The 23,574-nt window shown below is 71.7% G+C and carries 23 protein-coding genes and 1 riboswitch; of the genes, 12 read left to right on the forward strand and 11 right to left on the reverse strand.

Annotation, left to right across the window (positions count from 1 at the left end):
- Window positions 1–29: 29 nt before the first annotated feature.
- Complete coding sequence (locus ACIRQF_RS19025; protein WP_376632272.1) at window positions 30–1,313, reverse strand: extracellular solute-binding protein; 1,284 nt, start codon at window positions 1,311–1,313, stop codon at window positions 30–32.
- 291 nt (window positions 1,314–1,604) lie between these two features.
- Here ACIRQF_RS19025 and ACIRQF_RS19030 point away from each other — a divergent pair, with 291 nt between their 5' ends.
- The 6 genes from ACIRQF_RS19030 to ACIRQF_RS19055 all read left to right on the forward strand — a co-directional run bounded on the left by ACIRQF_RS19030 (window position 1,605) and on the right by ACIRQF_RS19055 (window position 8,665).
- Complete coding sequence (locus tag ACIRQF_RS19030; RefSeq protein ID WP_365338744.1) at window positions 1,605–2,369, forward strand: GntR family transcriptional regulator; 765 nt, start codon at window positions 1,605–1,607, stop codon at window positions 2,367–2,369.
- A gap of 121 nt (window positions 2,370–2,490) precedes the next feature.
- Window positions 2,491–2,745 (forward strand): DUF3311 domain-containing protein, encoded by a 255-nt coding sequence (locus ACIRQF_RS19035; RefSeq protein WP_376632271.1) that lies wholly within the window; start codon window positions 2,491–2,493, stop codon window positions 2,743–2,745.
- Window positions 2,742–4,361 (forward strand): monocarboxylate uptake permease MctP, encoded by a 1,620-nt coding sequence (gene mctP / locus ACIRQF_RS19040; protein ID WP_376632269.1) that lies wholly within the window; start codon window positions 2,742–2,744, stop codon window positions 4,359–4,361. The genes ACIRQF_RS19035 and mctP overlap by 4 nt, the downstream gene beginning before the upstream one ends.
- A gap of 120 nt (window positions 4,362–4,481) precedes the next feature.
- Window positions 4,482–4,991, forward strand: coding sequence for a GNAT family N-acetyltransferase (locus ACIRQF_RS19045; RefSeq protein WP_376632267.1), 510 nt, complete (start codon window positions 4,482–4,484; stop codon window positions 4,989–4,991).
- Window positions 4,992–5,072: 81 nt separating this feature from the next.
- Window positions 5,073–5,150: riboswitch (cobalamin riboswitch) on the forward strand.
- Window positions 5,151–5,297: 147 nt separating this feature from the next.
- A complete protein-coding gene (locus ACIRQF_RS19050) occupies window positions 5,298–7,649 on the forward strand; it encodes a ribonucleoside-diphosphate reductase subunit alpha (RefSeq protein WP_382486433.1) in 2,352 nt (783 codons plus the stop codon).
- The gene (locus tag ACIRQF_RS19055; protein WP_376632263.1) at window positions 7,649–8,665 is read left to right on the forward strand and encodes a ribonucleotide-diphosphate reductase subunit beta; all 1,017 of its coding nucleotides are present in this window, start codon (window positions 7,649–7,651) and stop codon (window positions 8,663–8,665) included. Before ACIRQF_RS19050 ends, ACIRQF_RS19055 begins: the two co-directional genes overlap by 1 nt.
- A 78-nt stretch (window positions 8,666–8,743) precedes the next feature.
- Here ACIRQF_RS19055 and def read toward each other — a convergent pair whose 3' ends face one another.
- The 8 genes from def to ACIRQF_RS19095 all read right to left on the reverse strand — a co-directional run bounded on the left by def (window position 8,744) and on the right by ACIRQF_RS19095 (window position 16,357).
- Complete coding sequence (gene def / locus ACIRQF_RS19060; protein ID WP_404093470.1) at window positions 8,744–9,376, reverse strand: peptide deformylase; 633 nt, start codon at window positions 9,374–9,376, stop codon at window positions 8,744–8,746.
- A 67-nt stretch (window positions 9,377–9,443) separates the two neighbouring features.
- Window positions 9,444–10,424 (reverse strand): hypothetical protein, encoded by a 981-nt coding sequence (locus tag ACIRQF_RS19065; protein ID WP_132913622.1) that lies wholly within the window; start codon window positions 10,422–10,424, stop codon window positions 9,444–9,446.
- Between the two features lie 79 nt (window positions 10,425–10,503).
- The gene (locus ACIRQF_RS19070) at window positions 10,504–11,775 is read right to left on the reverse strand and encodes an HD domain-containing protein (RefSeq protein WP_376632259.1); all 1,272 of its coding nucleotides are present in this window, start codon (window positions 11,773–11,775) and stop codon (window positions 10,504–10,506) included.
- Window positions 11,772–13,421: an HD-GYP domain-containing protein gene (locus ACIRQF_RS19075; RefSeq protein ID WP_404093641.1), complete on the reverse strand. Its 1,650-nt coding sequence runs from the start codon at window positions 13,419–13,421 to the stop codon at window positions 11,772–11,774. The genes ACIRQF_RS19070 and ACIRQF_RS19075 overlap by 4 nt, the downstream gene beginning before the upstream one ends.
- 168 nt (window positions 13,422–13,589) lie before the next feature.
- A complete protein-coding gene (gene rsrA, locus ACIRQF_RS19080; RefSeq protein ID WP_404093473.1) occupies window positions 13,590–13,901 on the reverse strand; it encodes a mycothiol system anti-sigma-R factor in 312 nt (103 codons plus the stop codon).
- Window positions 13,898–14,554 carry a sigma-70 family RNA polymerase sigma factor gene (locus tag ACIRQF_RS19085; protein WP_376632606.1) on the reverse strand — a complete coding sequence of 219 codons (657 nt, stop codon included), beginning with the start codon at window positions 14,552–14,554 and terminating at the stop codon, window positions 13,898–13,900. Before ACIRQF_RS19085 ends, rsrA begins: the two co-directional genes overlap by 4 nt.
- Window positions 14,555–14,809: 255 nt before the next feature.
- Window positions 14,810–15,442, reverse strand: coding sequence for an alpha/beta family hydrolase (locus ACIRQF_RS19090; protein ID WP_382486439.1), 633 nt, complete (start codon window positions 15,440–15,442; stop codon window positions 14,810–14,812).
- A 99-nt stretch (window positions 15,443–15,541) separates the two neighbouring features.
- Window positions 15,542–16,357 (reverse strand): SOS response-associated peptidase, encoded by an 816-nt coding sequence (locus ACIRQF_RS19095; protein ID WP_376632253.1) that lies wholly within the window; start codon window positions 16,355–16,357, stop codon window positions 15,542–15,544.
- A gap of 50 nt (window positions 16,358–16,407) precedes the next feature.
- On the opposite strand from ACIRQF_RS19095, the gene ACIRQF_RS19100 reads away from it, so the two are divergent.
- The 4 genes from ACIRQF_RS19100 (at window position 16,408) to ACIRQF_RS19115 (ending at window position 19,910) form a co-directional block, all read left to right on the forward strand.
- Window positions 16,408–17,094 carry a M50 family metallopeptidase gene (locus ACIRQF_RS19100; RefSeq protein WP_403517526.1) on the forward strand — a complete coding sequence of 229 codons (687 nt, stop codon included), beginning with the start codon at window positions 16,408–16,410 and terminating at the stop codon, window positions 17,092–17,094.
- 42 nt (window positions 17,095–17,136) lie between these two features.
- The gene (aroA, locus tag ACIRQF_RS19105) at window positions 17,137–18,465 is read left to right on the forward strand and encodes a 3-phosphoshikimate 1-carboxyvinyltransferase (protein WP_404093477.1); all 1,329 of its coding nucleotides are present in this window, start codon (window positions 17,137–17,139) and stop codon (window positions 18,463–18,465) included.
- Window positions 18,466–18,468: 3 nt separating this feature from the next.
- A complete protein-coding gene (gene rsgA, locus ACIRQF_RS19110; protein ID WP_376632247.1) occupies window positions 18,469–19,479 on the forward strand; it encodes a ribosome small subunit-dependent GTPase A in 1,011 nt (336 codons plus the stop codon).
- Window positions 19,480–19,586: 107 nt separating this feature from the next.
- Window positions 19,587–19,910 carry a DMT family transporter gene (locus tag ACIRQF_RS19115; protein ID WP_376632245.1) on the forward strand — a complete coding sequence of 108 codons (324 nt, stop codon included), beginning with the start codon at window positions 19,587–19,589 and terminating at the stop codon, window positions 19,908–19,910.
- Here ACIRQF_RS19115 and ACIRQF_RS19120 read toward each other — a convergent pair.
- Window positions 19,802–20,482: a TetR/AcrR family transcriptional regulator gene (locus ACIRQF_RS19120; RefSeq protein WP_404093481.1), complete on the reverse strand. Its 681-nt coding sequence runs from the start codon at window positions 20,480–20,482 to the stop codon at window positions 19,802–19,804. The two genes, ACIRQF_RS19115 and ACIRQF_RS19120, sit on opposite strands and share 109 nt — an antisense overlap.
- 106 nt (window positions 20,483–20,588) lie before the next feature.
- Between ACIRQF_RS19120 and hisN the strand changes: the two genes are divergently transcribed.
- Together hisN and ACIRQF_RS19130 are read left to right on the forward strand one after the other, a co-directional pair.
- Window positions 20,589–21,383 (forward strand): histidinol-phosphatase, encoded by a 795-nt coding sequence (hisN, locus tag ACIRQF_RS19125; protein WP_382486443.1) that lies wholly within the window; start codon window positions 20,589–20,591, stop codon window positions 21,381–21,383.
- Between the two features lie 160 nt (window positions 21,384–21,543).
- Window positions 21,544–21,930, forward strand: a complete 387-nt coding sequence (locus tag ACIRQF_RS19130; RefSeq protein WP_376632239.1) for a cyclic nucleotide-binding/CBS domain-containing protein — start codon at window positions 21,544–21,546, stop codon at window positions 21,928–21,930.
- 82 nt (window positions 21,931–22,012) lie between these two features.
- On the opposite strand, the gene ACIRQF_RS19135 is transcribed toward ACIRQF_RS19130, so the two are convergent.
- Window positions 22,013–23,464 (reverse strand): catalase, encoded by a 1,452-nt coding sequence (locus ACIRQF_RS19135; protein ID WP_404093485.1) that lies wholly within the window; start codon window positions 23,462–23,464, stop codon window positions 22,013–22,015.
- Window positions 23,465–23,574: the final 110 nt, after the last annotated feature.

Consider the following 23,574-nt stretch of genomic DNA (forward strand, 5'->3'; position numbering starts at 1 on the left):
CGTCACGGTGACGGGGCCCTGCTCGAAGGTCACTTGGTGTTGATGACCTTGTCGATCGCGGCGTCGGCGTCCTTGGCCGCCTGCTCGACCGACTTCTTTCCGTTGGCGATCTCGATGAGCATCGTCTTGAGGGTCTGGGCCTTCTCGACCTGGCCCCAGCCGGGGGCGGTCGGGACGAACCAGCTGGACTCGGCCGCGGTCGCCGGGACGGCGGTGGCCGGGTCGTTCTTCAGCGGGGCGAGGTCCGCCTTGTTGTTGGGCAGGTTGCCCTTGGCGATGAGGCCCTTCTGGCCCTCGGCGCCGGTGAAGGCGGCGATCCACTCGCCGGCCACGCCCTGCGCCTTGGACTTGACCGGGATGGCCAGGTCCGAGCCGCCGAGGAAGACGGGGAGGTTCTTGCCGGACGGGCCGGGCATCACGAAGTTCTCGAGCTTGTCCTTCAGCCCGCCGACCTTGTCGGACTTCGGGTCGGCGGCGGTCGCGCCCTCCCAGCCGGCGGCGAAGATCGTCGCGGACTTGCCCTGGCCGAAGACGACGGGACGGTCGGACTCGTCCTTCGTCTTGTCGCCGTGCATGTACTTGTCGACGATGTTCTTGTACTCGGTGAGGCCCTTGACGGACTCGGGCGAGGAGAGGTTCGCCTTCCAGTTCTCGCCGTCCTGCTTGGCGATGGAGCCGCCGGCCTCGTAGACGAAGGACATCGCGGCGTACCAGTCCGGCGACGGCTGGTACCAGGCGCTGAACTTGTCGCCCTTCTTCTTCTGGATGGCGTCGAGCGCGGCGGTCAGCTCGGCCCAGGTCTTCGGGGCGGCCTTGACGCCCGCCTCGGCGGCGATGTCCTTGCGCCAGGTGCCCACGCGGCCACCGGCGTAGTAGGGGACACCGTAGGTCTTGCCGTTGTAGGTGACGGAGTCCTTGAGGGCGTCCAGCCACTTGTCGGAGTTCTCGAACTTCGACGGGTCGACCTCGGCGAAGGCGCCCTTGGCCATGTAGCTGATCATCTCGGAGTTGCCCATCTCGACAACGTCCGGGGCCTTGTCGGTCGCGAGCACCGCGTCGAGCTTGGTGTTCTTGTCCGGCCAGCCGTAGTACTCGTGCTTGATCTTGATGCCGGGGTGCTTCTTGGTCACCGCGTCGTCGGCGGCCTTGACCAGCTCCGGCCAGTTGTTCTGGGCGTCGACCGTGAGCCAGACGGTGAGCTCCTTGGCGTCGCCGCCGCCCTTCGCCCCGCCCTTGTCGTCGGAGCCACCACACGCGGCAATGCTGACCATCATGCCCGCGACGCCGATCGCCGCGATGAGCTTGCGCTTCACGCCACCCTCCTCAGGGATGCCTGCTCCCCCTCCCACCGCGCGAAGACGCGAAGACATACGTCGAGTACTGCTGTGGGGCTGGGACCTGGTCTTTAATGGTGTAGACCAGTACCCGGAGCTTGGCCTAGACCTTTAGGGGTGTCAAGGGTGTATAAGAAGGGCAGTCGGGTCCGTTATCGGACCGACACCTGAGGGAGGGCGACGACCCGTGACCGGTCCGTGCCACCATGTGAGCCGCGACAGACGGAGGAGCCGGTGACGGCAGCAGCACAGGAGTCGGGAAGGCAGGCCATGGCCACGGACGCGGGCAGCACGGAGACAGAGGGCGGCGCAGCCACCCGTACCGCGCGCGTGCCCAAGTACTACCGACTGAAGCGGCACTTGCTCGACATGACGGAGACCCTGCCGCCCGGCACCCCGGTCCCGCCCGAGCGCACCCTTGCCGCCGAGTTCGACACCTCGCGCACCACCGTGCGCCAGGCCCTGCAGGAGCTGGTGGTCGAGGGCCGCCTGGAGCGGATCCAGGGCAAGGGCACCTTCGTGGCCAAGCCCAAGGTCTCGCAGGCCCTGCAGCTCACCTCGTACACCGAGGACATGCGGGCTCAGGGCCTGGAGCCCACCTCGCAGCTGCTCGACATCGGCTACGTCACGGCCGATGACACCCTCGCCGGGCTGCTCGACATCTCCGCCGGCGGCCGGGTGCTGCGGATCGAGCGCCTCCGCCTCGCGAGCGGCGAGCCGATGGCCATCGAGACCACCCACCTGTCCGCCAAGCGCTTCCCCGCGCTGCGGCGCTCCCTGGTGAAGTACACCTCCCTCTACACCGCCCTCGCGGAGGTGTACGACGTGCGGCTTGCCGAGGCCGAGGAGACCATCGAGACCTCGCTGGCGACCCCCCGCGAGGCCGGCCTGCTCGGCACCGACGTGGGCCTGCCGATGCTGATGCTGTCCCGGCACTCCTTCGACGAGCAGGGCGAGCCGGTCGAGTGGGTGCGCTCGGTCTACCGCGGCGACCGCTACAAGTTCGTGGCCCGTCTGCAGCGCCCCAACGGCTGACCGGCGGCTGACCGCCCGTCATGACACCTGATCCGTTATACGGACAGGGGTTCCTAACAGCGAGACCGTCCCCTAGATTTCCCCGTCATTACGAGGTGATCAGTGAGGGGACGGTTTCGCCATGTCAGAAGCGACACAAGGGAAACAACCGGTCATCACGCCGTTGAGGGTGGTCATCGCGCTCTGCCTCTTCGCGCCGTTCGTCGCGATGCTCTGGGTGAGTTCGTACGCGAAGGTGGACCCGATCCTGATCGGCGTCCCGTTCTTCTACTGGTACCAGATGCTCTGGGTGCTGGTCTCCACCACCCTCACCGTGATCGCGTACAAGCTGTGGCAGCGCGACCAGCGCGCCCGCAAGGGGGGTGACGCGCGATGAAGGACGGCGTGAACGGCGTCGCGCTCGGCGTCTTCGTGTTCTTCTTCCTGGCCGTCACGGTCATGGGCTTCCTGGCCGCGCGCTGGCGCCGGGCCGAGAGCGACACCCTCGACGAATGGGGTCTGGGCGGCCGCTCCTTCGGCACCTGGGTCACCTGGTTCCTGCTCGGCGGCGACCTCTACACGGCGTACACCTTCGTCGCGGTCCCCGCGGCCATCTACGCGGCGGGCGCGGCCGGCTTCTTCGCGGTGCCGTACACCATCCTGGTCTACCCGCTGATCTTCACCTTCCTGCCCCGCCTGTGGTCGGTCTCCCACAAGCACGGCTACGTCACCACCTCCGACTTCGTCCGCGGGCGCTTCGGCTCCAAGGGCCTGTCGCTGGCGGTCGCCGTCACCGGCATCCTCGCCACCATGCCGTACATCGCGCTCCAGCTCGTCGGCATCCAGGCCGTCCTGGACGTGATGGGCGTCGGCGGCGGCGAGAACACCAACTGGTTCGTCAAGGACCTGCCGCTGCTGATCGCCTTCGGCGTCCTGGCCGCGTACACGTACTCGTCGGGTCTGCGCGCGCCCGCGCTGATCGCGTTCGTCAAGGACACGCTGATCTACATCGTCATCGCGGTGGCGATCATCTACATCCCGATCAAGCTGGGCGGCTTCGACGAGATCTTCGCCAAGGCCGGCGAGGCCTACGCGACGGTCAACCCGGCCACCGGCAAGCCCAAGGGCGCGCTCGTGCCCGGCGACGCCGGCCAGTGGACCTACGCCACGCTGGCGCTCGGCTCGGCGCTCGCGCTGTTCATGTACCCGCACTCGATCACCGCGACGCTCTCCTCGAAGAGCCGTGAGGTGATCCGCCGCAACACCACGATCCTGCCGCTGTACTCGCTGATGCTGGGCCTGCTCGCGCTGCTCGGCTTCATGGCCATCGCGGCCGGCGTCAAGGTGAAGAACGGCCAGCTCGCCATCCCCCAGCTGTTCGAGAACATGTTCCCGGACTGGTTCGCGGGCGTGGCCTTCGCCGCCATCGGCATCGGCGCCCTGGTACCCGCCGCGATCATGTCGATCGCCGCGGCCAACCTGTTCACCCGCAACATCTACAAGGACTTCATCAAGCCCGACGCGACGCCCGCCCAGGAGACCAAGGTCTCCAAGCTGGTCTCGCTCCTGGTGAAGGTCGGCGCCCTGGTCTTCGTCCTCACGATGGACAAGACGGTCGCCATCAACTTCCAGCTGCTCGGCGGCATCTGGATCCTGCAGACCTTCCCGGCCCTGGTCGGCGGTCTGTTCACCCGCTGGATGCACCGCTGGGCGCTGCTCGCCGGCTGGGCCGTCGGCATGGTCTACGGCACGGCCGCCGCGTACGGGGTCGCGAGCCCCACCCAGAAGCACTTCGGCGGCTCCTCGGCCGAGATCCCGGGCATCGGCGAGATCGGCTACATCGGTCTCACCGCCTTCGTGCTCAACGTCCTCGTCACCGTCGTGCTGACCCTCGTGCTGCGGGCCGTGGGCACGCCGGACGGCGTCGACGAGACCTCGCCCGAGGACTACACCGCCGACGCCGGCGACGCGGGCGTCTCCACCGAGCTGCCGAAGGTCGGCGCCGGGCACTGAGCCCGCCGCACGTCCGTCCGCCGGGGCCCCTGCCAGGGGTCCCGGCGGCCGTGTGTTGCGGACGCGCGAAGTCCGGGGGACCGCCGCCCGCGGCGGGAACGCCCCGCGGGAGACTGGGGCATGGACTTCACGATCAGAGCTGTACGGCCGGAGGAGTACGAGACCCTCGGCGAGATCACCGGCCGGGCCTACCTGGACGACGGGCACCTCCTGCGCGGCGAGGACGACTGGTACCTGGGCCATCTGCGGAACGTGGCCGGGCGGGCCGCGGTGGCCGAGGTGCTGGTGGCCGTGACCGAGGAGGGCGCCCTCCTCGGCGGCGTGACCTTCGTGCCGGCCCCCGGCGTGATGGGCGACCGCGCCAAGCCCGGCGAGACCGAGATCCGGATGCTGGCCGTCTCCCCCGCCGCCCGCGGCCGCGGCGTCGGCGAAGCGCTCGTCCGGGCCTGTGTCGAGCGCGCGCGGGCCGTCCCGGGCTGTGTGCGGATCGTCCTGTCGACCCAGACCGGGATGCGCACCGCCCACCGCATCTACGAGCGCCTGGGCTTCCACCGTGTCCCGGAACGGGACTGGGCCCCCATCCCGGAGCAGCCCGAATTCGTACTTCTCTGCTACGCCCTGGAGTTGTAGGGGGACGCACGACACACAACATGTGGGGGGTGCCATGAGAGGCGCCCCCCACATGTATGCTCATCCTCGCTGTCGCCGCAGGGGAATCCGGTGGAAATCCGGAACTGTCCCGCAACGGTGTGCTTCGTGCATTTCGTCGTACGAGCGAGTCCGAGGACCTGCCGACAGTGCGCCCGGTCCGTCCGTTCCGGGTGCCACAGACGTCCGGGCCTCGCGGAGGGCCGGTGGACGCGGCGCCGCCCTGCGTACGGCCGCCCGTTCCCGCCTCCCGCCCTGGCCCCGAGCCGAGCGAGGGAGAGCCCCCACGTGACCATCGCGCCCGCCGATCCGGCCGCAGCGATCGAGAACGACGGCCCCGGGACCGTACTCCTGCGGACCCTGACCGATCTCACCGCCGATCTCCCGGACACCGACCCCGGCAAGGTCGCCGCCGCCGCCCTGCGCGGCCGGCACGCCGGCTCGGACGAGGCGGAGCTGCGCGAGCTGGCCACCGAGGCCGCCGCGGGCCTGATCGCCGAGGACCCGGCCTACTCCCGGCTCGCCGCCCGGCTCCTGACGCTCACCATCGCCGAGGAGGCCGCCGGCCAGGGCGCGGTCTGCTTCTCCGCCTCCGTCGCCGTCGGTCACCGCGAGGGCCTGATCGCCGACCGCACCGCCGAGTTCGTCGCCCTGCACGCCGCCCGGCTCGACGCGACGATCGACCTCGCCGCCGACGACCGCTTCGGCTACTTCGGTCTGCGCACCCTCTACTCGCGCTACCTGCTGCGCCACCCGATCACCCGCAAGGTGATCGAGACCCCGCAGCACTTCATGCTCCGCGTCGCCGCCGGCCTCGCCGAGGACGACTCCGTCCGCGCCCTGGACGAAGTGGCGGCGCTGTACGGGCTGATGAGCCGGCTCGACTACCTGCCGTCCTCCCCCACCCTGTTCAACTCCGGCACCCGCCACCCGCAGATGTCGTCCTGCTACCTGCTCGACTCCCCGCAGGACGAGCTGGACTCCATCTACGACCGCTACCACCAGGTCGCGCGCCTGTCGAAGCACGCGGGCGGCATCGGCCTGTCCTACTCCCGGATCCGCGCCCGCGGTTCGCTGATCCGCGGCACCAACGGGCACTCCAACGGCATCGTCCCGTTCCTGAAGACCCTCGACGCCTCCGTCGCCGCCGTGAACCAGGGCGGCCGCCGCAAGGGCGCCGCCGCGGTCTACCTGGAGACCTGGCACGCGGACATCGAGGAGTTCCTGGAGCTCCGCGACAACACCGGCGAGGACGCCCGCCGCACCCACAACCTGAACCTGGCGCACTGGATCCCGGACGAGTTCATGCGCCGGGTCAACGCGGACGCCGAGTGGTCGCTGTTCTCCCCGGCCGACGTGCCCGAGCTGGTCGACCTGTACGGCGAGGAGTTCGACGCCGCCTACCGCGCCGCCGAGGCCAGGGGCCTGGCCCGGAAGACCATGCCGGCCCGCGACCTGTACGGCCGGATGATGCGCACCCTCGCGCAGACCGGCAACGGCTGGATGACCTTCAAGGACGCCTCCAACCGCACCGCGAACCAGACCGCCGAGCCCGGCTCGGTCGTCCACTCCTCGAACCTCTGCACCGAGATCATCGAGGTCACCGACGACGGCGAGACGGCCGTCTGCAACCTCGGCTCGGTCAACCTGGGCGCCTTCGTGGTCGGTTCGGACCTGGACTGGGAGCGCCTCGACGAGACCGTCCGCACGGCCGTCACCTTCCTCGACCGGGTCGTCGACATCAACTTCTACCCGACCGAGCAGGCCGGGCGCTCCAACGCCCGCTGGCGCCCGGTGGGCCTCGGCGCGATGGGTCTCCAGGACGTCTTCTTCCAGCTGAAGCTGCCCTTCGACTCCCCCGCGGCGCGGGCGCTCTCCACCCGGATCGCCGAGCGCATCATGCTCGCCGCCTACGAGGCCTCCGCCGACCTGGCCGAGCGCAACGGCCCGCTGCCGGCCTGGGAGCAGACCCGCACCGCCCGCGGCGTGCTGCACCCCGACCACTACGACGTGGCGCTGAACTGGCCCGAGCGCTGGGCCGCGCTGCGCGAGCGGATCGCCGCCGTCGGCATGCGCAACAGCCTGCTGCTGGCCATCGCCCCGACCGCCACGATCGCCTCGATCGCCGGCGTGTACGAGTGCATCGAGCCCCAGGTCTCCAACCTGTTCAAGCGCGAGACGCTGTCCGGTGAGTTCCTCCAGGTCAACTCGTACCTGGTCGACGAGCTCAAGCGGCTGGGCGTGTGGGACGCGCAGACCCGCGAGGCGCTGCGCGACTCCAACGGCTCGGTGGCCGGCTTCGGCTGGGTGCCGGCCGAGGTGCGCGAGCTGTACCGCACGGCCTGGGAGATCCCGCAGCGCGGTCTGATCGACATGGCGGCGGCCCGTACGCCGTTCCTGGACCAGTCGCAGTCCCTGAACCTGTTCATGGAGACGCCGACCATCGGCAAGCTGTCGTCGATGTACGCGTACGCCTGGAAGCAGGGTCTGAAGACCACGTACTACCTGCGCTCGCGCCCGGCGACCCGGATCGCCCGTGCCGCCCAGGCCACCACCATCCCCGTCCAGCAGGCGACGCCCGACGCCGACGCCATCGCCTGCTCCCTTGAGAACCCCGAGTCCTGCGAGGCCTGCCAGTAATGAGTACTCCCGCCACGAAGAACCTGCTGGACCCGGGCTTCGAACTGACCCTCCGTCCGATGCGCTACCCGGACTTCTACGAGCGCTACCGGGACGCGATCAAGAACACCTGGACCGTGGAGGAGGTCGACCTCCACTCGGACGTCGCCGACCTCGCCAAGCTCACCCCCGGTGAGCAGCACATGATCGGCCGCCTGGTCGCCTTCTTCGCGACCGGCGACTCGATCGTGGCCAACAACCTGGTCCTGACGCTGTACAAGCACATCAACTCCCCGGAGGCGCGCCTGTACCTGTCGCGCCAGCTCTTCGAGGAAGCCGTGCACGTCCAGTTCTATCTGACGCTGCTCGACACCTACCTGCCCGACCCGGACGACCGTGCCGCGGCCTTCGCGGCCGTCGAGAACATCCCGTCGATCCGCGAGAAGGCGCAGTTCTGCTTCAAGTGGATGGACTCGGTCGAGAAGATCGACCGCCTGGAGACCCAGGCCGACCGCCGTCGCTTCCTGCTGAACCTGATCTGCTTCGCCGCGTGCATCGAGGGCCTGTTCTTCTACGGCGCCTTCGCCTACGTGTACTGGTTCCGGTCGCGCGGCCTGCTGCACGGCCTGGCCACCGGCACCAACTGGGTGTTCCGCGACGAGACGATGCACATGAACTTCGCCTTCGAGGTCGTGGACACCGTCCGCAAGGAGGAGCCCGAGCTCTTCGACGACGAGCTCCGGCAGCAGGTCACGGACATGCTGAAGGAGGCCGTCGAGGCGGAACTGCAGTTCGGCCGCGACCTGTGCGGCGACGGCCTGCCGGGGATGAACACCGAGTCGATGCGCGCGTACCTCCAGTGCGTCGCCGACCAGCGCCTGACCCGCCTGGGCTTCGCTCCGGTGTACGGCTCGGAGAACCCGTTCGGCTTCATGGAGCTCCAGGGCGTGCAGGAGCTGACCAACTTCTTCGAGCGCCGCCCGTCCGCCTACCAGGTGGCGGTCGAGGGCTCGGTGGACCTGGACGAGGACTTCTAGCCCTCCCGGTCCGCACGGACACGCCGAAGGGCCCCGCTCCACGGGGGGAGCGGGGCCCTTCGGCGTGTCGGCGCAGCGTCAGTCGTTCGCGACGACCGGGTAGCGCGGGGTGCCCTCTTCCATCTGGCGCAGGGCGTCCTTGCGGTCGCGCTTGGAGAGGCGGTCGATGTACAGGTAGCCGTACAGGTGGTCCGTCTCGTGCTGGAGGCAGCGGGCGAAGTAGCCGGTGCCCCGCACCTTGATCGGGTTGCCCTGGACGTCCTGTCCGTGCACCTCGGCGTAGTCCGGACGGGCCAGCTCGGCGTACGCGGTCGGCACCGAGAGGCAGCCCTCGTTGGACTCGTCGAGGACGCGACGCTCGGCCGGCAGCTCCTGGAGGACCGGGTTGACCACGTGGCCGACGTGACGGACGCCCTCGTCGTCCATGCAGTCGTAGACGAAGACCTTCTGGTCCACGCCGATCTGGTTGGCGGCCAGGCCGACGCCCTCGGCAGTCTTCTGGCTGGCGAACATGTCGTCGATCAGCTGGGCCAGCTCGTCACCGAACTCGGTGACGTCCTTGCACTCCCGGTGGAGCACGGGGTTGCCGAAGACCGTGATCGGACGCGAGGTGCCCCGCTCGCGGTGCGCGAGCTCACGCTCCTCGCAGTCCTCCGTGTCCACGACGAAGCCGTCGTTCTCGACCTGCTGGTCCGTCTCCTGCTGCGCCATGTCCGGCCGCGCCCTTCTGAAAACCCGATTCCGTCAGAGGACAGCCTACGGGCCCGGACATGCCTGCTCAGCAGACCTCTTCGAGATCACGCCACTCCCGGCTGTCCGGACTGTCCGCGACCCAGCCGTCGAGGAGGCCGCGGACGAGGCCCGCGGGCGCGGCGATGCCGCACTCGCGCTCCGGCACCCACAGCTCGCCGGGCGAGCGGTGACCGAGCGGGCCGGGGTGTCCGGGCTCGCTGTGGTCGTGCGGGTCCAGGTGCTCGCCCTCGCCCTCGGCGCTGGGCATGGTCGACTCGGAGCAGGCCCGGCAGAGCAGCCGTACGGAGGACGACCAGTCCTCGGCGGCGAAGCCCGCGTCGGCGGCGAGCTGCTCCAGGGCGTCCCGGTCGGCCTCGGTGGCGGCCTCCAGGAGGACCACCCAGGTGGGCACCGGCGACGGCGCCCACAGCTCGATCTCGTCGAAGACCGGGTACGAGGGGCCCGCGCTGGTGGTGCGCTCGCCGTTCGGCACACCGTCGTGGAGGACGACCTCGCCCCAGCGGCGGCCGGAGGACGGCAGCGGGATGGACAGCACCTCGATCCGGGCCGGGTCCAGCCGGCGGCCCCACACGACCTCGGCCTCGCCCTCCGGGGAGAGCCGCACGGCCGCGCTGCCCAGCTCCATGCCGGCCGGCTCACCGGTGCCGGCGGAGGCCCCCGGGACCTTGAGCCCGTAGGCCTGCCAGGCGCGGCGGGCCAGCGGCCAGTCCTGCAGGGCGGTGGCGGCGATGCCCACGTTCCACCAGTCGGGGGCGCCGGTCTCCTTGTCGAGCAGCGCGACGGCGCGCAGCCCGGCGGCCCGGGCCTGCTCCCAGTCGTGCCGGAACTTGTGCAGCAGGGCCAGGTTGAACCAGGACTCGGAGAGCCAGGGCTCCAGGTCCGCCGCGCGCGTGAGGAGCGCGCCCGCGTCCTCGTACCGGCCGTCGCCGATCAGCGTGAACGCGCGGTCGGTGGCCTGCCGCCACGAGGCGGAGGGCCGATGCCGTACCTTCCCGAAGATCCTCACGATTCCCGCCTGCCGGTCGCTTCACCCTCTTGTTCGCATCCAACCATGCCCGGTCGGACGCGCGCTCATTACCCATGGGTTACCCCGGTGGAGCGGGGGCGACGCCCCTCTTGACACCTCCGCGTGCCAGGACCCTCGCGAGGGATTCGACCACGTCGGGGTGGTAGTCGCGCGCGGTGCCGAGCCGCAGCCGCTCCAGGGCGCCCAGGCCGCCGCCTGCGCTGCCGGCGGCGAGGTCGTCGTAGGCGTTGACGGTACGGACGATCCGGGCGGGCAGCGGCTGCTCCCGGTACGGGTCGGCCTGCCGCTCGACGACGACGGCGACGGCCTCCGGGACGCCGGTCTGGCGGACCACGGCGCCGCCGAGCAGGGCGATCCTGCGCTGCTCCTCGGCGGGCAGTGAGGCGGTGGCGCCGCCGTCGACGGGGTCGACGAGCGAGAGCTGTCCGATGTCGTGCATGAGCGCAGCGTGTTCGAGGACGGTCAGCTCGGTCCCGGACAGGCCGAGCTCCCGGCCCACGGCCCGGCTGAGCGCGGCGACCCGGTGGGCGTGGCCGGGCGGGGTGCAGCCGGCGATCTCGGTGGCCCGGGCGAGCGAGGCGATGGTCTGGCGGTTGGTGGTGCGCACGGCCGCGTACCGCCGGAAGGAGACCTGGGTGAGCAGCAGCGGTACGGCGAAGACGGGCAGGGCCCACAGCCCGGCGACCGCCACGCCGAGCGCCATCACGGTCCCGGTGGCGCAGACGGCGGAGCCGATGCCGAGCAGGGCGCGCAGCTCGTCGCGGAGCAGCGGCCCGTAGGGGTGACCGGTGCGGGCGCGGTGCAGCAGGGCGGCCAGGACGGCGTCGCACAGCGCGGTGAGCAGGAGCAGCAGGAGCAGGAAGAGGGCGTAGGACGGGCCGCGGCCGAGGTGGGCGGTGACGGTGCCCGCGTTGTAGAGGGGCTGGAAGCACAGGGCGGCGAAGCCGACGGTGAGGGTGCGCCGGGCCAGCTGGTCGCGGTCGGGGCCGCGGCCGCGGGCCACGTGGGGCACGATCCCGGCGAGGCCGGCCGCCACGACGACGGCGACGGTCTGGAGGACGCCGTGGGTGCTGGCCTGGCCGCCGTTCTGCCCGAGCAGGGCGTACGCGAGGGCCCCGGCGGCGGCCAGCGGGGCCGGTTCGCGCTCGCCGGGCTGGGCGCCCCGGCGGGCGAGCTCGCCGAGGGCGATGAGGAGGCCGAAGGCGAGGGCGCTGCCCGGTTCGTCGACCCCCTGCCAGAGGGTGGCGCCGAGGCCGGCGAGGGTCAGCAGCAGAGCGGCCCCGTGGACGGCGCCGACGGTGGCGCGCCCGGCGCGCCCGTGCGGCCTCACGACGGATCCTTCGGGGACGCGGCGGCGGACGCCTCGGCGGTGGCGTTCACCGCACCGGACTCACTGGTGCCGGGCCGCTCGGTGCCGGACTCGCTGGTGCCGGGCCGCACGGTGCCGGGCCGCTCGGTGCCGGACTCGCTGGTGCCGGGCCGCTCGGTGCCGGGCTCGCGCGCGCCGCCACCGGGGGCGCGGGCTCCCCCGGCGCCGGTTCGGTCCGGGCCGGCCTGCCCCGTGCGGGGGGTAGGGACGGAGGGCTCGTCGGCGGTGACCTCGGTCTGCCAGCCGTGCCGGTGCAGGGCGCGCGCCAGGGCGTCGACCATGCGCGGGTCGAACTGGGTGCCGGCGCACCGCTCCAGCTCGGCGAGGGCCGTCCCGACGGGGCGGGCCCGGCTGTACGAGCGGGTGGAAGTCATGGCGTCGAAGGCGTCGGCGACGGCGACCACGCGTGCGTACTCGGGGATCTGCCGGCCCTTGAGGCCGTACGGGTAGCCGCTGCCGTCCATGCGTTCGTGGTGGTGCAGGATCGCCGTGCGGGCCTCGCCGAGGAAGCCGATGCCTCGGACCATCTCGTGGCCGTACTCGGGGTGGAGCTCGATGACCCGGCGTTCCTCCGGGGTGAGCGGCCCGTCCTTGCGGAGCACCCGGGTCGGCACGCCCAGCTTGCCGACGTCGTGCAGGATGCCGGCGAAGCGGACGACCTCCAGGCGCGGCTCGTCCATGCCGAGCTCACGGGCGATCAGGACGGAGGCGTGGCCGACCCGCTCGCTGTGACCGCGGGTGTAGCGGTCCTTGATGTCGACGGCCTGGACGAGGGCCCGGATGGTGGCCTGGTGCGCGGCACGTTCGCGGTGATACTGGGCGAAGCTCCAGCAGGAGATGTACATGGGCAGCAGCACGAAGAGAGCGGCCAGCGGCCCGTAGCTGCTGCGCCAGAGCACGGCCATCATCAGTCCGGCGAGCCCGTGCACGGCGTGCGGGGCGACGGACCGGCCGAGCAGTCCGCGCCAGGCGGTGCGCGGCGGTAGCTGCTCGGCCGTGGCGCGGATGCCGCCGTCGAGGGCGGTGAGCACCAGGCAGAAGGCGAGCGCGGCACCACCGGCCGGCAGCAGCACGTACGGGAAGTCCGGGGTGTCGGGCCCGCGTCCGAGGGCGCCCGGGCGCTGGAGGGCCTGCCCGACCACGGCCGCGGCCCACACGGCCAGGGCGAGCTGCGCGGCCCGCCAGGTGCGGCGCAGGGCGAAGGGCGGCCGCTCGACCCGGGAGAGCAGGGCGCCGGGCACGGCGGCGAGCGCGGCGGCGGACGGAGGCAGGAGCAGCGCGGCGGCGAGCAGGACGGGGAAGAAGGAGCCGGCGCCCGGGGACACGGGGGCGGACCCCGGGGCGCCGCGGAAGGCGCGGCCGATGAGCCGGCAGCGGGCGGGCAGTTCGCACACCGCGTAGAGGGCGGCGAGCAGCAGCACGGTCCGCCAGGGGGTGGCGGCGCCGGGGCGTAACGCGGGCAGGCCCAGCGCGACCGCGGCGAGCAGGACGCAGCCGACGTAGGCCCGTGCCGCCCGGGGAACGGCCCGCGGCCGCTGGGCGGGCTTCGACCGTGCGGCGGCCTGCGACCGAGCGGTCCGCGACCGCGGAATGACCTTCGCGCCCATCACGCCCGTCACGCTAGCGATTCGGCGCGGCGGGGACGGGCGGCCCGGACCGATTCGCACCATCGGGTGATACAAGCCGATCAGCCGACGGGCACACCGGAGCCGGGGCGGGGCGGGGTACGCCGAAGGCCGGGCGAGAGGCTCGCCCGGCCTTCGGCCCGTGTGCGGCTACTGCTCCTGCGAGGTCACCGGAGCGGGGGTGACGTCCTGTTCGGGGAGCACGTGACCCTCGCGGATCAGCTCGATCCGGCCCATCACCTTGGCACGCAGGTCGATCGGCACGTCGTCGCTGCCGCAGCAGCGCTTGACGAGCTTCTTGACCGCCTGCTCCAGGCCGTACTTCTCCAGGCACGGGGAGCACTCCTCGAAGTGCACCTCGAACTTGGTGCATTCACCGTCGGGCATCTCCCGGTCGAGGAACTCGTAGAGGTGGTCCAGGACCTCAGAGCAGTCCGTCTCGTGCGGCTCTCCGCAGCTCATGAGCCCGAGCCTTTCAGATCGTGCGTCGACTCTCCGGCGCCCGCGGGAACCAGCCCGCGCTCACGGGCGTAGTCCTCGAGCATGCCGCGCAGCTGGCGGCGGCCCCGGTGCAGTCGGGACATCACCGTACCGATGGGTGTCCCCATGATGTCCGCGATCTCCTTGTACGCAAAGCCCTCTACGTCGGCGAGGTAGACGGCGATGCGGAACTCCTCGGGGATCGCCTGCAGCGCTTCCTTCACGTCGGAGTCGGGAAGGTGGTCGAGGGCCTGCGACTCGGCGGACCGCAGCCCGGTCGACATGTGCGACTCGGCGCGGGCGAGCTGCCAGTCCTCGATCTCCTCGGCAGCGGAGCGCTGGGGCTCACGCTGCTTCTTGCGATACGAGTTGATGAAGGTGTTCGTGAGGATGCGGTACAGCCACGCCTTGAGGTTCGTGCCCTCACGGAACTGGTGGAAGGATCCGTACGCCTTGGCGTAGGTCTCCTGCACCAGGTCCTCCGCGTCCGCGGGATTGCGCGTCATGCGCAGCGCGGCCGAGTACATCTGGTCGAGGTAGCCGAGGGCGTCCCGCTCGAAGCGCGCGTTGCGCTCCCCGGTCGTCTCCTCGGGGCCGTCGTCGGTCCCTGTGTCGGTCCCAGTGACCGGACCCACCTCCTCCAGCGCTGCGTCGAATCCGAACGCGGACCCGCTCGCTTCGGAGGATAGACGAGGAACCGCTCCGCCCGCCGCCCGAATAGGGGCGGTCCTGGGCCCGGGCAGCACCGTCCAGTCGAGGTCAGCGGCCTGCGGGCGCTCCGGGCAGATGGTCGAACCCATACGACGGACTCCCTCTTCCTTGGTCTCTCCGGTACCGACGTCCCTGACAACAGCAGTCCCCCGTTCCGCATTCCCGGAGCGACCGCGCGGTCACCGAAGTGACGCGATCCACCCCGAGACCTCGCGGACGATCATGTCCACCGCCTCTTCCTGGGTGAGCGTCGCGCGCTTGGGCACGGCGAAGCCGTGGTCGCCGAACGGGACCTCGGCGAGGGTGTACGGGCCGTCGGGGAACTCGGCGGGCCTCCCGAAGGGGTCGTTGCCGCCCTGCACGACGAGCGTGGGCACGCCGGCCCCCAGGAGTTCGTCACCTCGCGACTTCTCCGGGCGGCCCGGCGGGTGCAGCGGGAAGCTCAGCGCGAGCACGGCGCTCGCCCCGAGCTCGCCGGCGGTCCGGCAGGCGACCCGGGCGCCCGCACTGCGCCCACCGGCGATCACCGGCAGGCCGGGGGCGGCGAGCGCGGGCCAGAGTCCGCGCCAGCCGGTGTCCAGGGTCTTCGGCGCGGGGGCGACCTTCTTGCCGGCCACCCGCCAGGGTTGCTCGACGAGGGCCACGGTCACCCCTTCGGCGGGCAGCGCGGCGGCGAGGGCCTGGAGGTCGCGGGCCTCGATGCCGCCGCCGGCACCGTGGCTCACGGCAAGCACGGTCCACGGCTTCCGGGCGGCGGACCAGGTGATCCGGGCGTCCCCGGCGTCGGTCGGAACGATCTCGCTCTTCGTCACGTCTCCATCCTGCACCGGCGGGCAGCGCGGGAGGCCCGCGGAAACGGTCTTCGGGGGAGGTTCCCGGAGACGTCCGCCGACCGGTCACGGGAGTGGCTCTCAGAAGAGGGTCCCCTCCTCCGGGCCCTCCAGTTCCTTGAGCAGCTCGGCCCCGTTGTTCCGTACGTTGCTGACCGCCGTCGACACCGGGTAGGCCCGCATCAGGCCCTCCGGCGGCGGGGCGAGCAGTCCGCTCAGCTCGTCGAGCCCGGTGCGGGCCGGGTCCAGCCAGGCGTCCCAGCGGTCCGGCGTGAGCATCAGCGGCATCCGGGGGTGGATGTCGGCGAGCGAACGGGGCCCCTCGGCGGGGGCCACGCCCAGGGGGGCGGTCTCCGCCTCCGTGGTGACCACCGAGCAGGTCACCCACCAGGCCTGCGGGTGGTCGTCGGGCAGGGTGCGGTCCCGCCAGAACTCGTACAGGCCGGCCATGGCGAAGACCGAGCCGTCGGCGGGGGTCACGAAGTAGGGCTGCTTGCGGGGCCGCTTCCGCTTCCCCTCGACCTCCAGGTCGCGCTCGGCGGCGCCGGTCACCCACTCGTAATAGCCGTCGGCGGGCACGATGCAGCGGCGGGCGGAGAAGGCCTGCTTGAAGGAGGGCTTCTCGTGCAGGGTCTCGGACCTGGCGTTGATCATCCGGGCGGCGCCCTCCGGGCTCTTCGCCCAGGACGGCACCAGGCCCCACTTCAGTGTGCGCATCTGGCGAACCGGCCGCCGCGATCCCGCGTCTTTGAGAGGACGCTCCAGGATCACGTGGACCTCCTTGGTCGGGGCCACGTTCCAGTCGGGGGCCAGGGTCTCCTCCGGCTCCCACTTCTCGACCTCGAAGACGTCCACGAGATCCTCGGGCCGCCGACTCGCTGCATACCGTCCGCACATAAGTGCCACACTGCCAGGTCCCGTCCCCCGACCGAGGAGCCGTCCGAGAAATGACCGAAGTCCTCGGCACCCAGCCCGCGCCCACGGAATGGATCGTGATCGCCACGGCGGTCGCCGCCCTCGCCGCGGTCGTGCCGCGCTCCATATGGCGCCTGTCCCGGAACGCGATCACCATCGCGCACGAGGGCGGCCACGGGCTGGTCGCGCTCCTCACCCGGCGCCGGCTGCAGTCCATCCGGCTGCACTCGGACACCAGCGGGCTGACCGTCTCGCGCGGCCGTCCCACCGGCCTCGGCATGATCCTCACGGCCGCCGCGGGCTACACCGCGGCCCCGCTGCTCGGCCTCGGCGGTGCCGCGCTGCTCTCCTCGCACCGGGTCACGCTGCTGCTCTGGCTGGCCACGGCGCTGCTCGTGGCGCTGCTGGTGATGGTCCGCAACGCGTACGGGATCTTCATCGTGCTGCTCACCGGCGCGGTCTTCCTCTTGGTGTCCTGGCTGACCTCCCCGGACGTGCAGTCCGTCTTCGCGTACGCGGCGGTGTGGTTCCTGCTGCTCGGCGGCGTACGGCCGGCCTTCGAGCTGCAGGCCAAGCGGCGGCACGGCGGGGCCGGCGACTCCGACGCGGATCAGCTCGGCCGGCTCACCCACGTGCCGCCGACGCTGTGGCTGTTCTTCTTCCACGCGGTCTCGATCTGCTCCCTGATCGGCGGCGGACGCTGGCTCCTCGGCCTGTAGCGGGCGTGTAGCGGGCCTGCCGTACCCCCGTACAGTGAGGGCATGACCGAAAGCTCCGCGCCCATCGATCCGCTCACCGGCCTCTGGCCCGCCCCGTATGCCGACGGCGCCGTCGACGCCACCGTCACCGTGCCCGGATCGAAGTCGGTCACCAACCGGGCGCTCGTGCTCGCCGCCCTGGCCGCCGAGCCCGGCTGGGTGCGCCGGCCGCTGCGCTCGCGCGACACCCTGCTCATGGCGGAGGCGCTGCGCACCCTCGGTGTGAAGATCGAGGAAGGCGTGGGCCCGGACGGCTCCGGCGAGGCCTGGCGGGTCATCCCGGCGGGGCTGCGCGGCCCCGCGACCGTGGACGTCGGCAACGCCGGCACGGTCATGCGTTTCCTGCCGCCGGTCGCGGCCCTGGCCGACGGCCCGGTCCGCTTCGACGGCGACCCGCGCTCCCACGAGCGCCCGCTGCACGGGGTGATCGACGCGCTGCGCGCGCTCGGCGCCCGGATCGACGACGACGCGCGCGGCGCGCTGCCGATGACCGTGCACGGCGCCGGCGGTCTGCAGGGCGGCGTCGTGGAGATCGACGCCTCCTCGTCCTCCCAGTTCGTGAGCGCCCTGCTGCTCTCGGGCGCGCGCTTCAACCACGGGGTCGAGGTGCGGCACGTCGGCGACCGGCTGCCGTCGCTCCCGCACATCCGGATGACCGTCGACATGCTGCGCGCGGTCGGCGCGCAGGTGGACGAGCCGGAGCACGGCGGGGAGCCCGACGTGTGGCGGGTCGCGCCCTCCGCGCTGCTCGGTCGCGACCTGGTCGTGGAGCCGGACCTGTCGAACGCCCAGCCGTTCCTGGCCGCGGCCCTGGTCACCGGCGGCCGGGTCACGGTGCCGGACTGGCCGGAGCGGACCACCCAGCCGGGTGACGCGCTGCGGGAGATCTTCACCGCCATGGGTGGCTCCTGCGAGCTGACCGAGCGCGGTCTGACCTTCACCGGCTCGGGCCGGATCCACGGCATCGACATCGACCTGGGCGAGGTCGGTGAGCTGACCCCGGGCATCGCGGCCGTCGCGGCCCTCGCCGACTCGCCGTCCACCCTGCGGGGCGTGGCCCACCTGCGGCTGCACGAGACCGACCGGCTCGCGGCGCTCACCAAGGAGATCAACGGGCTCGGCGGCGACGTCACGGAGACCGGGGACGGACTGCACATCCGCCCGCGTCCGCTGCGCGGCGGGGTCTTCCACACGTACCACGACCACCGGATGGCGACCGCGGGCGCGCTGCTCGGCCTCGTCGTGAAGGGCGTGGAGATCGAGAACGTGAGCACGACGGAGAAGACCTTGCCCGACTTCCCGAGGATGTGGACCGAAATGCTCGGAGCCTGAGCCATGCGGCACTACGGCAAGCGCACCGACGAGGACGACATCCGCCAGCGGCCCAACCGCAAGGGCAACCGTCCCCGGACGAACATCCGCCCCAAGCACGAGGACGCCGTCGAGGGCATGGTCCTCACCGTGGACCGGGGCCGGCTGACCTGCCTGGTCGACGACCGGGTGATCCTGGCCATGAAGGCCCGCGAGCTGGGCCGCAAGGCGGCCGTGGTCGGCGACCGGGTCTCCCTGGTGGGCGACCTGTCCGGCGAGAAGGACACCCTGGCGCGGATCGTGCGGATCGGTGAGCGCGGCTCGGTGCTCCGCCGTACGGCCGACGACGACGATCCGTACGAGCGGGTAGTCGTCGCCAACGCCGACCAGCTGGCGATCGTGACGGCCCTCGCCGACCCCGAGCCGCGCCCGCGTCTGATCGACCGCTGCCTGGTCGCGGCCTACGACGGCGGGCTCGACCCCTTCCTGGTGCTGACGAAGTCGGACCTGGCGCCGCCGGAGAAGATCCTGGAGCTGTACGGCGACCTCGACATCCCGTACGTCGTGGTCAACCGCGAGGAGCTGTACGACGGCGGGGCGGCGGACCGGGTGCGCGAGCACCTGGGCGACCGCGTGACCGCCTTCGTCGGGCACTCCGGCGTGGGCAAGACGACCCTGGTCAACGCGCTGGTGCCGGAGGAGCGGCGCCGCATCACCGGCCACGTGAACGCGGTGACCGGCCGCGGCCGCCACACCACGACCTCGGCGCTCGCCCTGCCGCTCGCCAAGGCCGACGGCTGGGTCATCGACACGCCCGGCGTGCGCTCGTTCGGGCTCCACCACGTCGACCCGTCCCGGGTCATCCACGCCTTCCCGGACCTGGAGCCGGGCACGGAGAACTGCCCGCGGGCCTGCTCGCACGACGAGGCGGACTGCGCGCTCGACGCCTGGGTCGAGGAGGGCCACGCCGATCCGGCGCGGCTGTTCTCGCTGCGGCGGCTGCTCGCCACGCGGGAGCGGCGCGAGGGCGACTGACGACGCGTCACTCCTGTCGCTCACGTTTGCGGGCGGGGACTCCTGGTAAGTGCATAATCGCACCAAGTGAGACGAAGCAGTCACCGACGGCGTGGGAGGCACTGACGATGGCGTGGCTGCTGGTGGTGGTCGCCGGGCTCCTGGAGACGGGGTTCGCGGTCTGCCTGAAGCTCTCGCACGGCTTCACGCGCCTGTGGCCGACGATCGCGTTCGCCTGTTTCGCCCTGGGCAGCTTCGGTCTGCTGACCATCGCCCTGCGCAAGCTCGACGTCGGCCCCGCGTACGCGGTGTGGACGGGGATCGGGGCCGCGGGAACGGCGATCTACGGGATGGTGTTCCTCGGCGACCTGGTGTCCACGCTCAAGATCGTCTCGATCACGCTGGTGATCGTGGGGGTCATCGGCCTCCAGCTGTCGGGCTCCGCGCACTGAGCCATCGCCTGCGCCGAGGCCACGACGTACGACAGGGCGAGCCGCAGCGCCAGCTCGCAGGAGCGGGCGGCGGCCCCGGGATCCTCCGCGAGCAGCGCGGCCGCCCGGTCCCTGGCCTGCAGCAGCAGCTCCCCCGGCGACGGCACCCCCGCGTCGGCACGCCGCTGCTCCGGCACGGCGGCGGTCCGGGCCCCGGTGCGCACGGGCCGCGGCACGGGCAGCCGCTCGCCCCAGGCACCGGTGAGCAGGGCGCGGAGGACGGGCCGGGCGGCGGCCGTGGCGACGGTCCACTCGGCGACGGCGACCAGGCGGCGGCCCGGCGGTCCCGGCTCGGCGAGGACGGTCTCGACGCCGCGCAGGTAGTGGTCGGCCTCGCGCCGCACCAGCGCGCGGGCCAGCCCCTCCTTGCTGCCGAACTCGTTGTAGAGGGTCTGCCGGGAGACCCGCGCGGCGGTGGCGACGTCCACCATCCGCACGGCGGACCAGGGCAGCGTACGGAGGGCCGCGAGGGCCGCGTCGAGCAGCGCCTCGCGGGCGCTCGGCGCCTTCGGCGGCTTACGGGCAGTCGGCATCGTCGCCTCCCGGCCAGGTCGGTACTGCGCTCAGCGTTGACGCGCGACCACGCACTGTCAAGGGCCGCCGCCGACCGACCCCTGTCCGGGGGATAGAGTTTCGACCATGGCCGACTACCACGACGATCTGCGTCTCGCCCACGTCCTCGCGGATGCCGCGGACGCGGCCACGATGGACCGGTTCCAGGCGCTCGACCTGAAGGTCGAGACGAAGCCCGACATGACCCCGGTCAGCGAGGCCGACCGTGCCGCCGAGGAGCTGATCCGCGGTCAGCTGCAGCGCGCCAGGCCGCGCGACGCGATCCTCGGCGAGGAGTACGGCGTCGAGGGCACGGGTCCGCGTCGCTGGGTGATCGACCCGATCGACGGCACCAAGAACTACGTGCGCGGGGTGCCCGTGTGGGCGACGCTGATCGCGCTGATGGAGGCCGGCGAGACCGGCTTCCAGCCGGTGGTGGGCGTCGTGTCGGCGCCCGCGCTCGGCCGCCGCTGGTGGGCGGCGAAGGGGCTCGGCGCGTACACCGGCCGCAGCCTCGCCTCGGCGACCCGCCTCGGGGTGTCGAAGGTCGGCCGCCTGGAGGACGCGTCGTTCGCGTACTCCAGCCTGACCGGCTGGGAGGAGCGGGGCCGGCTCGACGGCTTCCTCGACCTCGGCCGCGCGGTGTGGCGGACCCGGGCGTACGGCGACTTCTGGCCGTACATGTTGGTCGCCGAGGGCTCGGTGGACATCTGCGCGGAGCCGGAGCTGTCCCTGTGGGACATGGCGGCCACGGCGATCGTGGTCCAGGAGGCCGGCGGCACCTTCACGGGCCTCGACGGTCGGCACGGCCCGCACAGCGGCAACGCGGCGGCGTCGAACGGTCTGCTGCACGGCGAGCTGCTCAGCTACCTGGGCGGCTGACCCCTCCGGAGGTCCGCCACGAACGTGCGCTCGCGGGACGCGTGTGCACCCCGGCGCACCACGCACGCCCCCTTGTTGACCGCCCTTCCCGGTGTCACTCTGAGACTCCCCCCACTTGTGAACTTGTGAAAGAGTTCTCGAACAGGAGGTGGTCCCCTTCATGCTCGTCCGTGACGCCATGAGCTCGATGGTCCTCACCATCGGCCCGGCCCATACCCTCCGCCAGGCGGCCCGCCTGATGTCGGCGCGACGCGTCGGCGCGGCGATCGTCCTCGACACCGACACCAGCGGACTCGGCATCCTGACCGAGCGCGACATCCTCAACGCCATCGGAAGCGACCGGAATCCCGACCACGAGACCGCCGACGCCCACACCACCCGCGACGTCGTCTTCGCCGCCCCGACCTGGACGCTGGAGGAGGCCGCGGACGCGATGACCCGCGGCGGATTCCGCCATCTGGTGGTCCTCGACGACCACGGGCCGGTCGGCATCGTCTCCGTACGCGACATCATCCGCTGCTGGACACCGGCCCGCCTGGCCGTCTGACGACGGCTCCAGGACGAGCGGGAGGGCCGGACTCCCGTACGGCTACGGGAAGTCCGGCCCTCTTCTCCTACGGCAGGCGCCCTCAGCCGCGCAGGGCCTGGACCGTGGCGTCGAGCCGCTTGCCGAAGTCCTCGTTCGCGTTGCGGAAGTTGCCGATGGCGCGCTCGGCGATGTCGTCACGGGAGACCTTGGCGATGAAGCCGGCCAGGTTCTCGACCAGACGGCCCTTCTCGTCCTCGGACATCAGGCGGTAGAGGTCACCCGCCTGCGTGAAGTCGTCGTCCTCGGCGTGCGCCGGGGCCGCGTGGTCGCCGGTGACCCCGGTGACCGGGAGCGGCTGCCACAGCGGGCGGCCGGTCTGCTGCGGGCCGCCGAAGCTGTTCGGCTCGTAGTTCTTCGCGCCCGCGTGGCGGCCGTCGTAGAGGAGGCCGTCGCGGGAGTTCGTCCGCGCCTCGGTGGCGTGCGGGCGGTTCACCGGCAGGTGGTCGGCGTTGATGCCGACGCGGTAGCGATGGGCGTCGCCATAGGCGAAGAGACGGCCCTGGAGCATCTTGTCCGGGGACGGGCCGATGCCGGGCACGAAGTGGGCCGGGCTGAAGATCGACTGCTCGACCTCGGCGAAGACGTTCCGCGGATTGCGGTTGAGCTCCAGCTTGCCGATCTCGATCGGCGGGTAGTCCGCGTGCGGCCACACCTTGGTGAGGTCGAAGGGGTTGAAGCGGTAGGCGGCCGCGTCGGCCGCCGGCATGATCTGGACCTGCACGGTCCAGGTCGGGAAGTCGCCGCGCTCGATCGACTCGCGCAGGTCGCGCTGGTGGCTGTCCGGGTCCTCGCCGGCCAGGCGGTTGGCCTCGGCCTGGGTGAGGTTCCTGATCCCCTGGTCGGTCTTGAAGTGGTACTTGACCCAGAAGACCTCGCCGGCCTCGTTGTTCCACTGGTAGGTGTGCGAGCCGTAGCCGTTCATGTGACGGTACGAGGCGGGGATGCCGCGGTCGCCGAAGAGCCAGGTCACCTGGTGCGTGGACTCCGGGCTGAGGCCCCAGAAGTCCCAGACGTTGTCCGCCTCCTGCGAGCCCGTGTACGGGTCGCGCTTCTGGGTGTGGATGAAGTCGGGGAACTTGATGGCGTCCCTGATGAAGAAGACGGGCGTGTTGTTCCCGACGAGGTCGTAGTTGCCCTCCTCGGTGTAGAACTTCAGCGCCCAGCCGCGGGGGTCGCGCACGGCGTCGGCCGCACCGAGGTTGCCCGCCACGGTGGAGAAGCGCAGGAACGTCTCGGTCTGCTTGCCGACCTCGGAGAGGAAGGCGGCCCGGGTGTAGGGCGTGACGTCGGCGGTCACCGTGAAGGTGCCGTAGGCGCCGGCGCCGCGAGCGTGCACCACGCGCTCCGGGATGCGCTCGCGGTTGAAGTGGGCGAGCTTCTCCAGAAGCAGCTGGTCCTGGACGAGGACCGGTCCGCCGACGCCCGCCGTCTCGCTGTTCTGGTTGTCCGCGACCGGCGCGCCGGCCTCCGTGGTGAGCGGTCCCTGCGTCATGTGCGCCTCCTGATGCCCGGCCCTGCTGCCGCGAGCCCGTCCTGTGCCTGTCCCGGCCTTTCCGTACACGATCTTATAATGGACATTGTCTAAGTCAAGCTCACATCCAA

This window comes from Streptomyces sp. NPDC101191 (genome assembly GCF_044767915.1).
Taxonomy (GTDB): domain Bacteria; phylum Actinomycetota; class Actinomycetes; order Streptomycetales; family Streptomycetaceae; genus Streptomyces.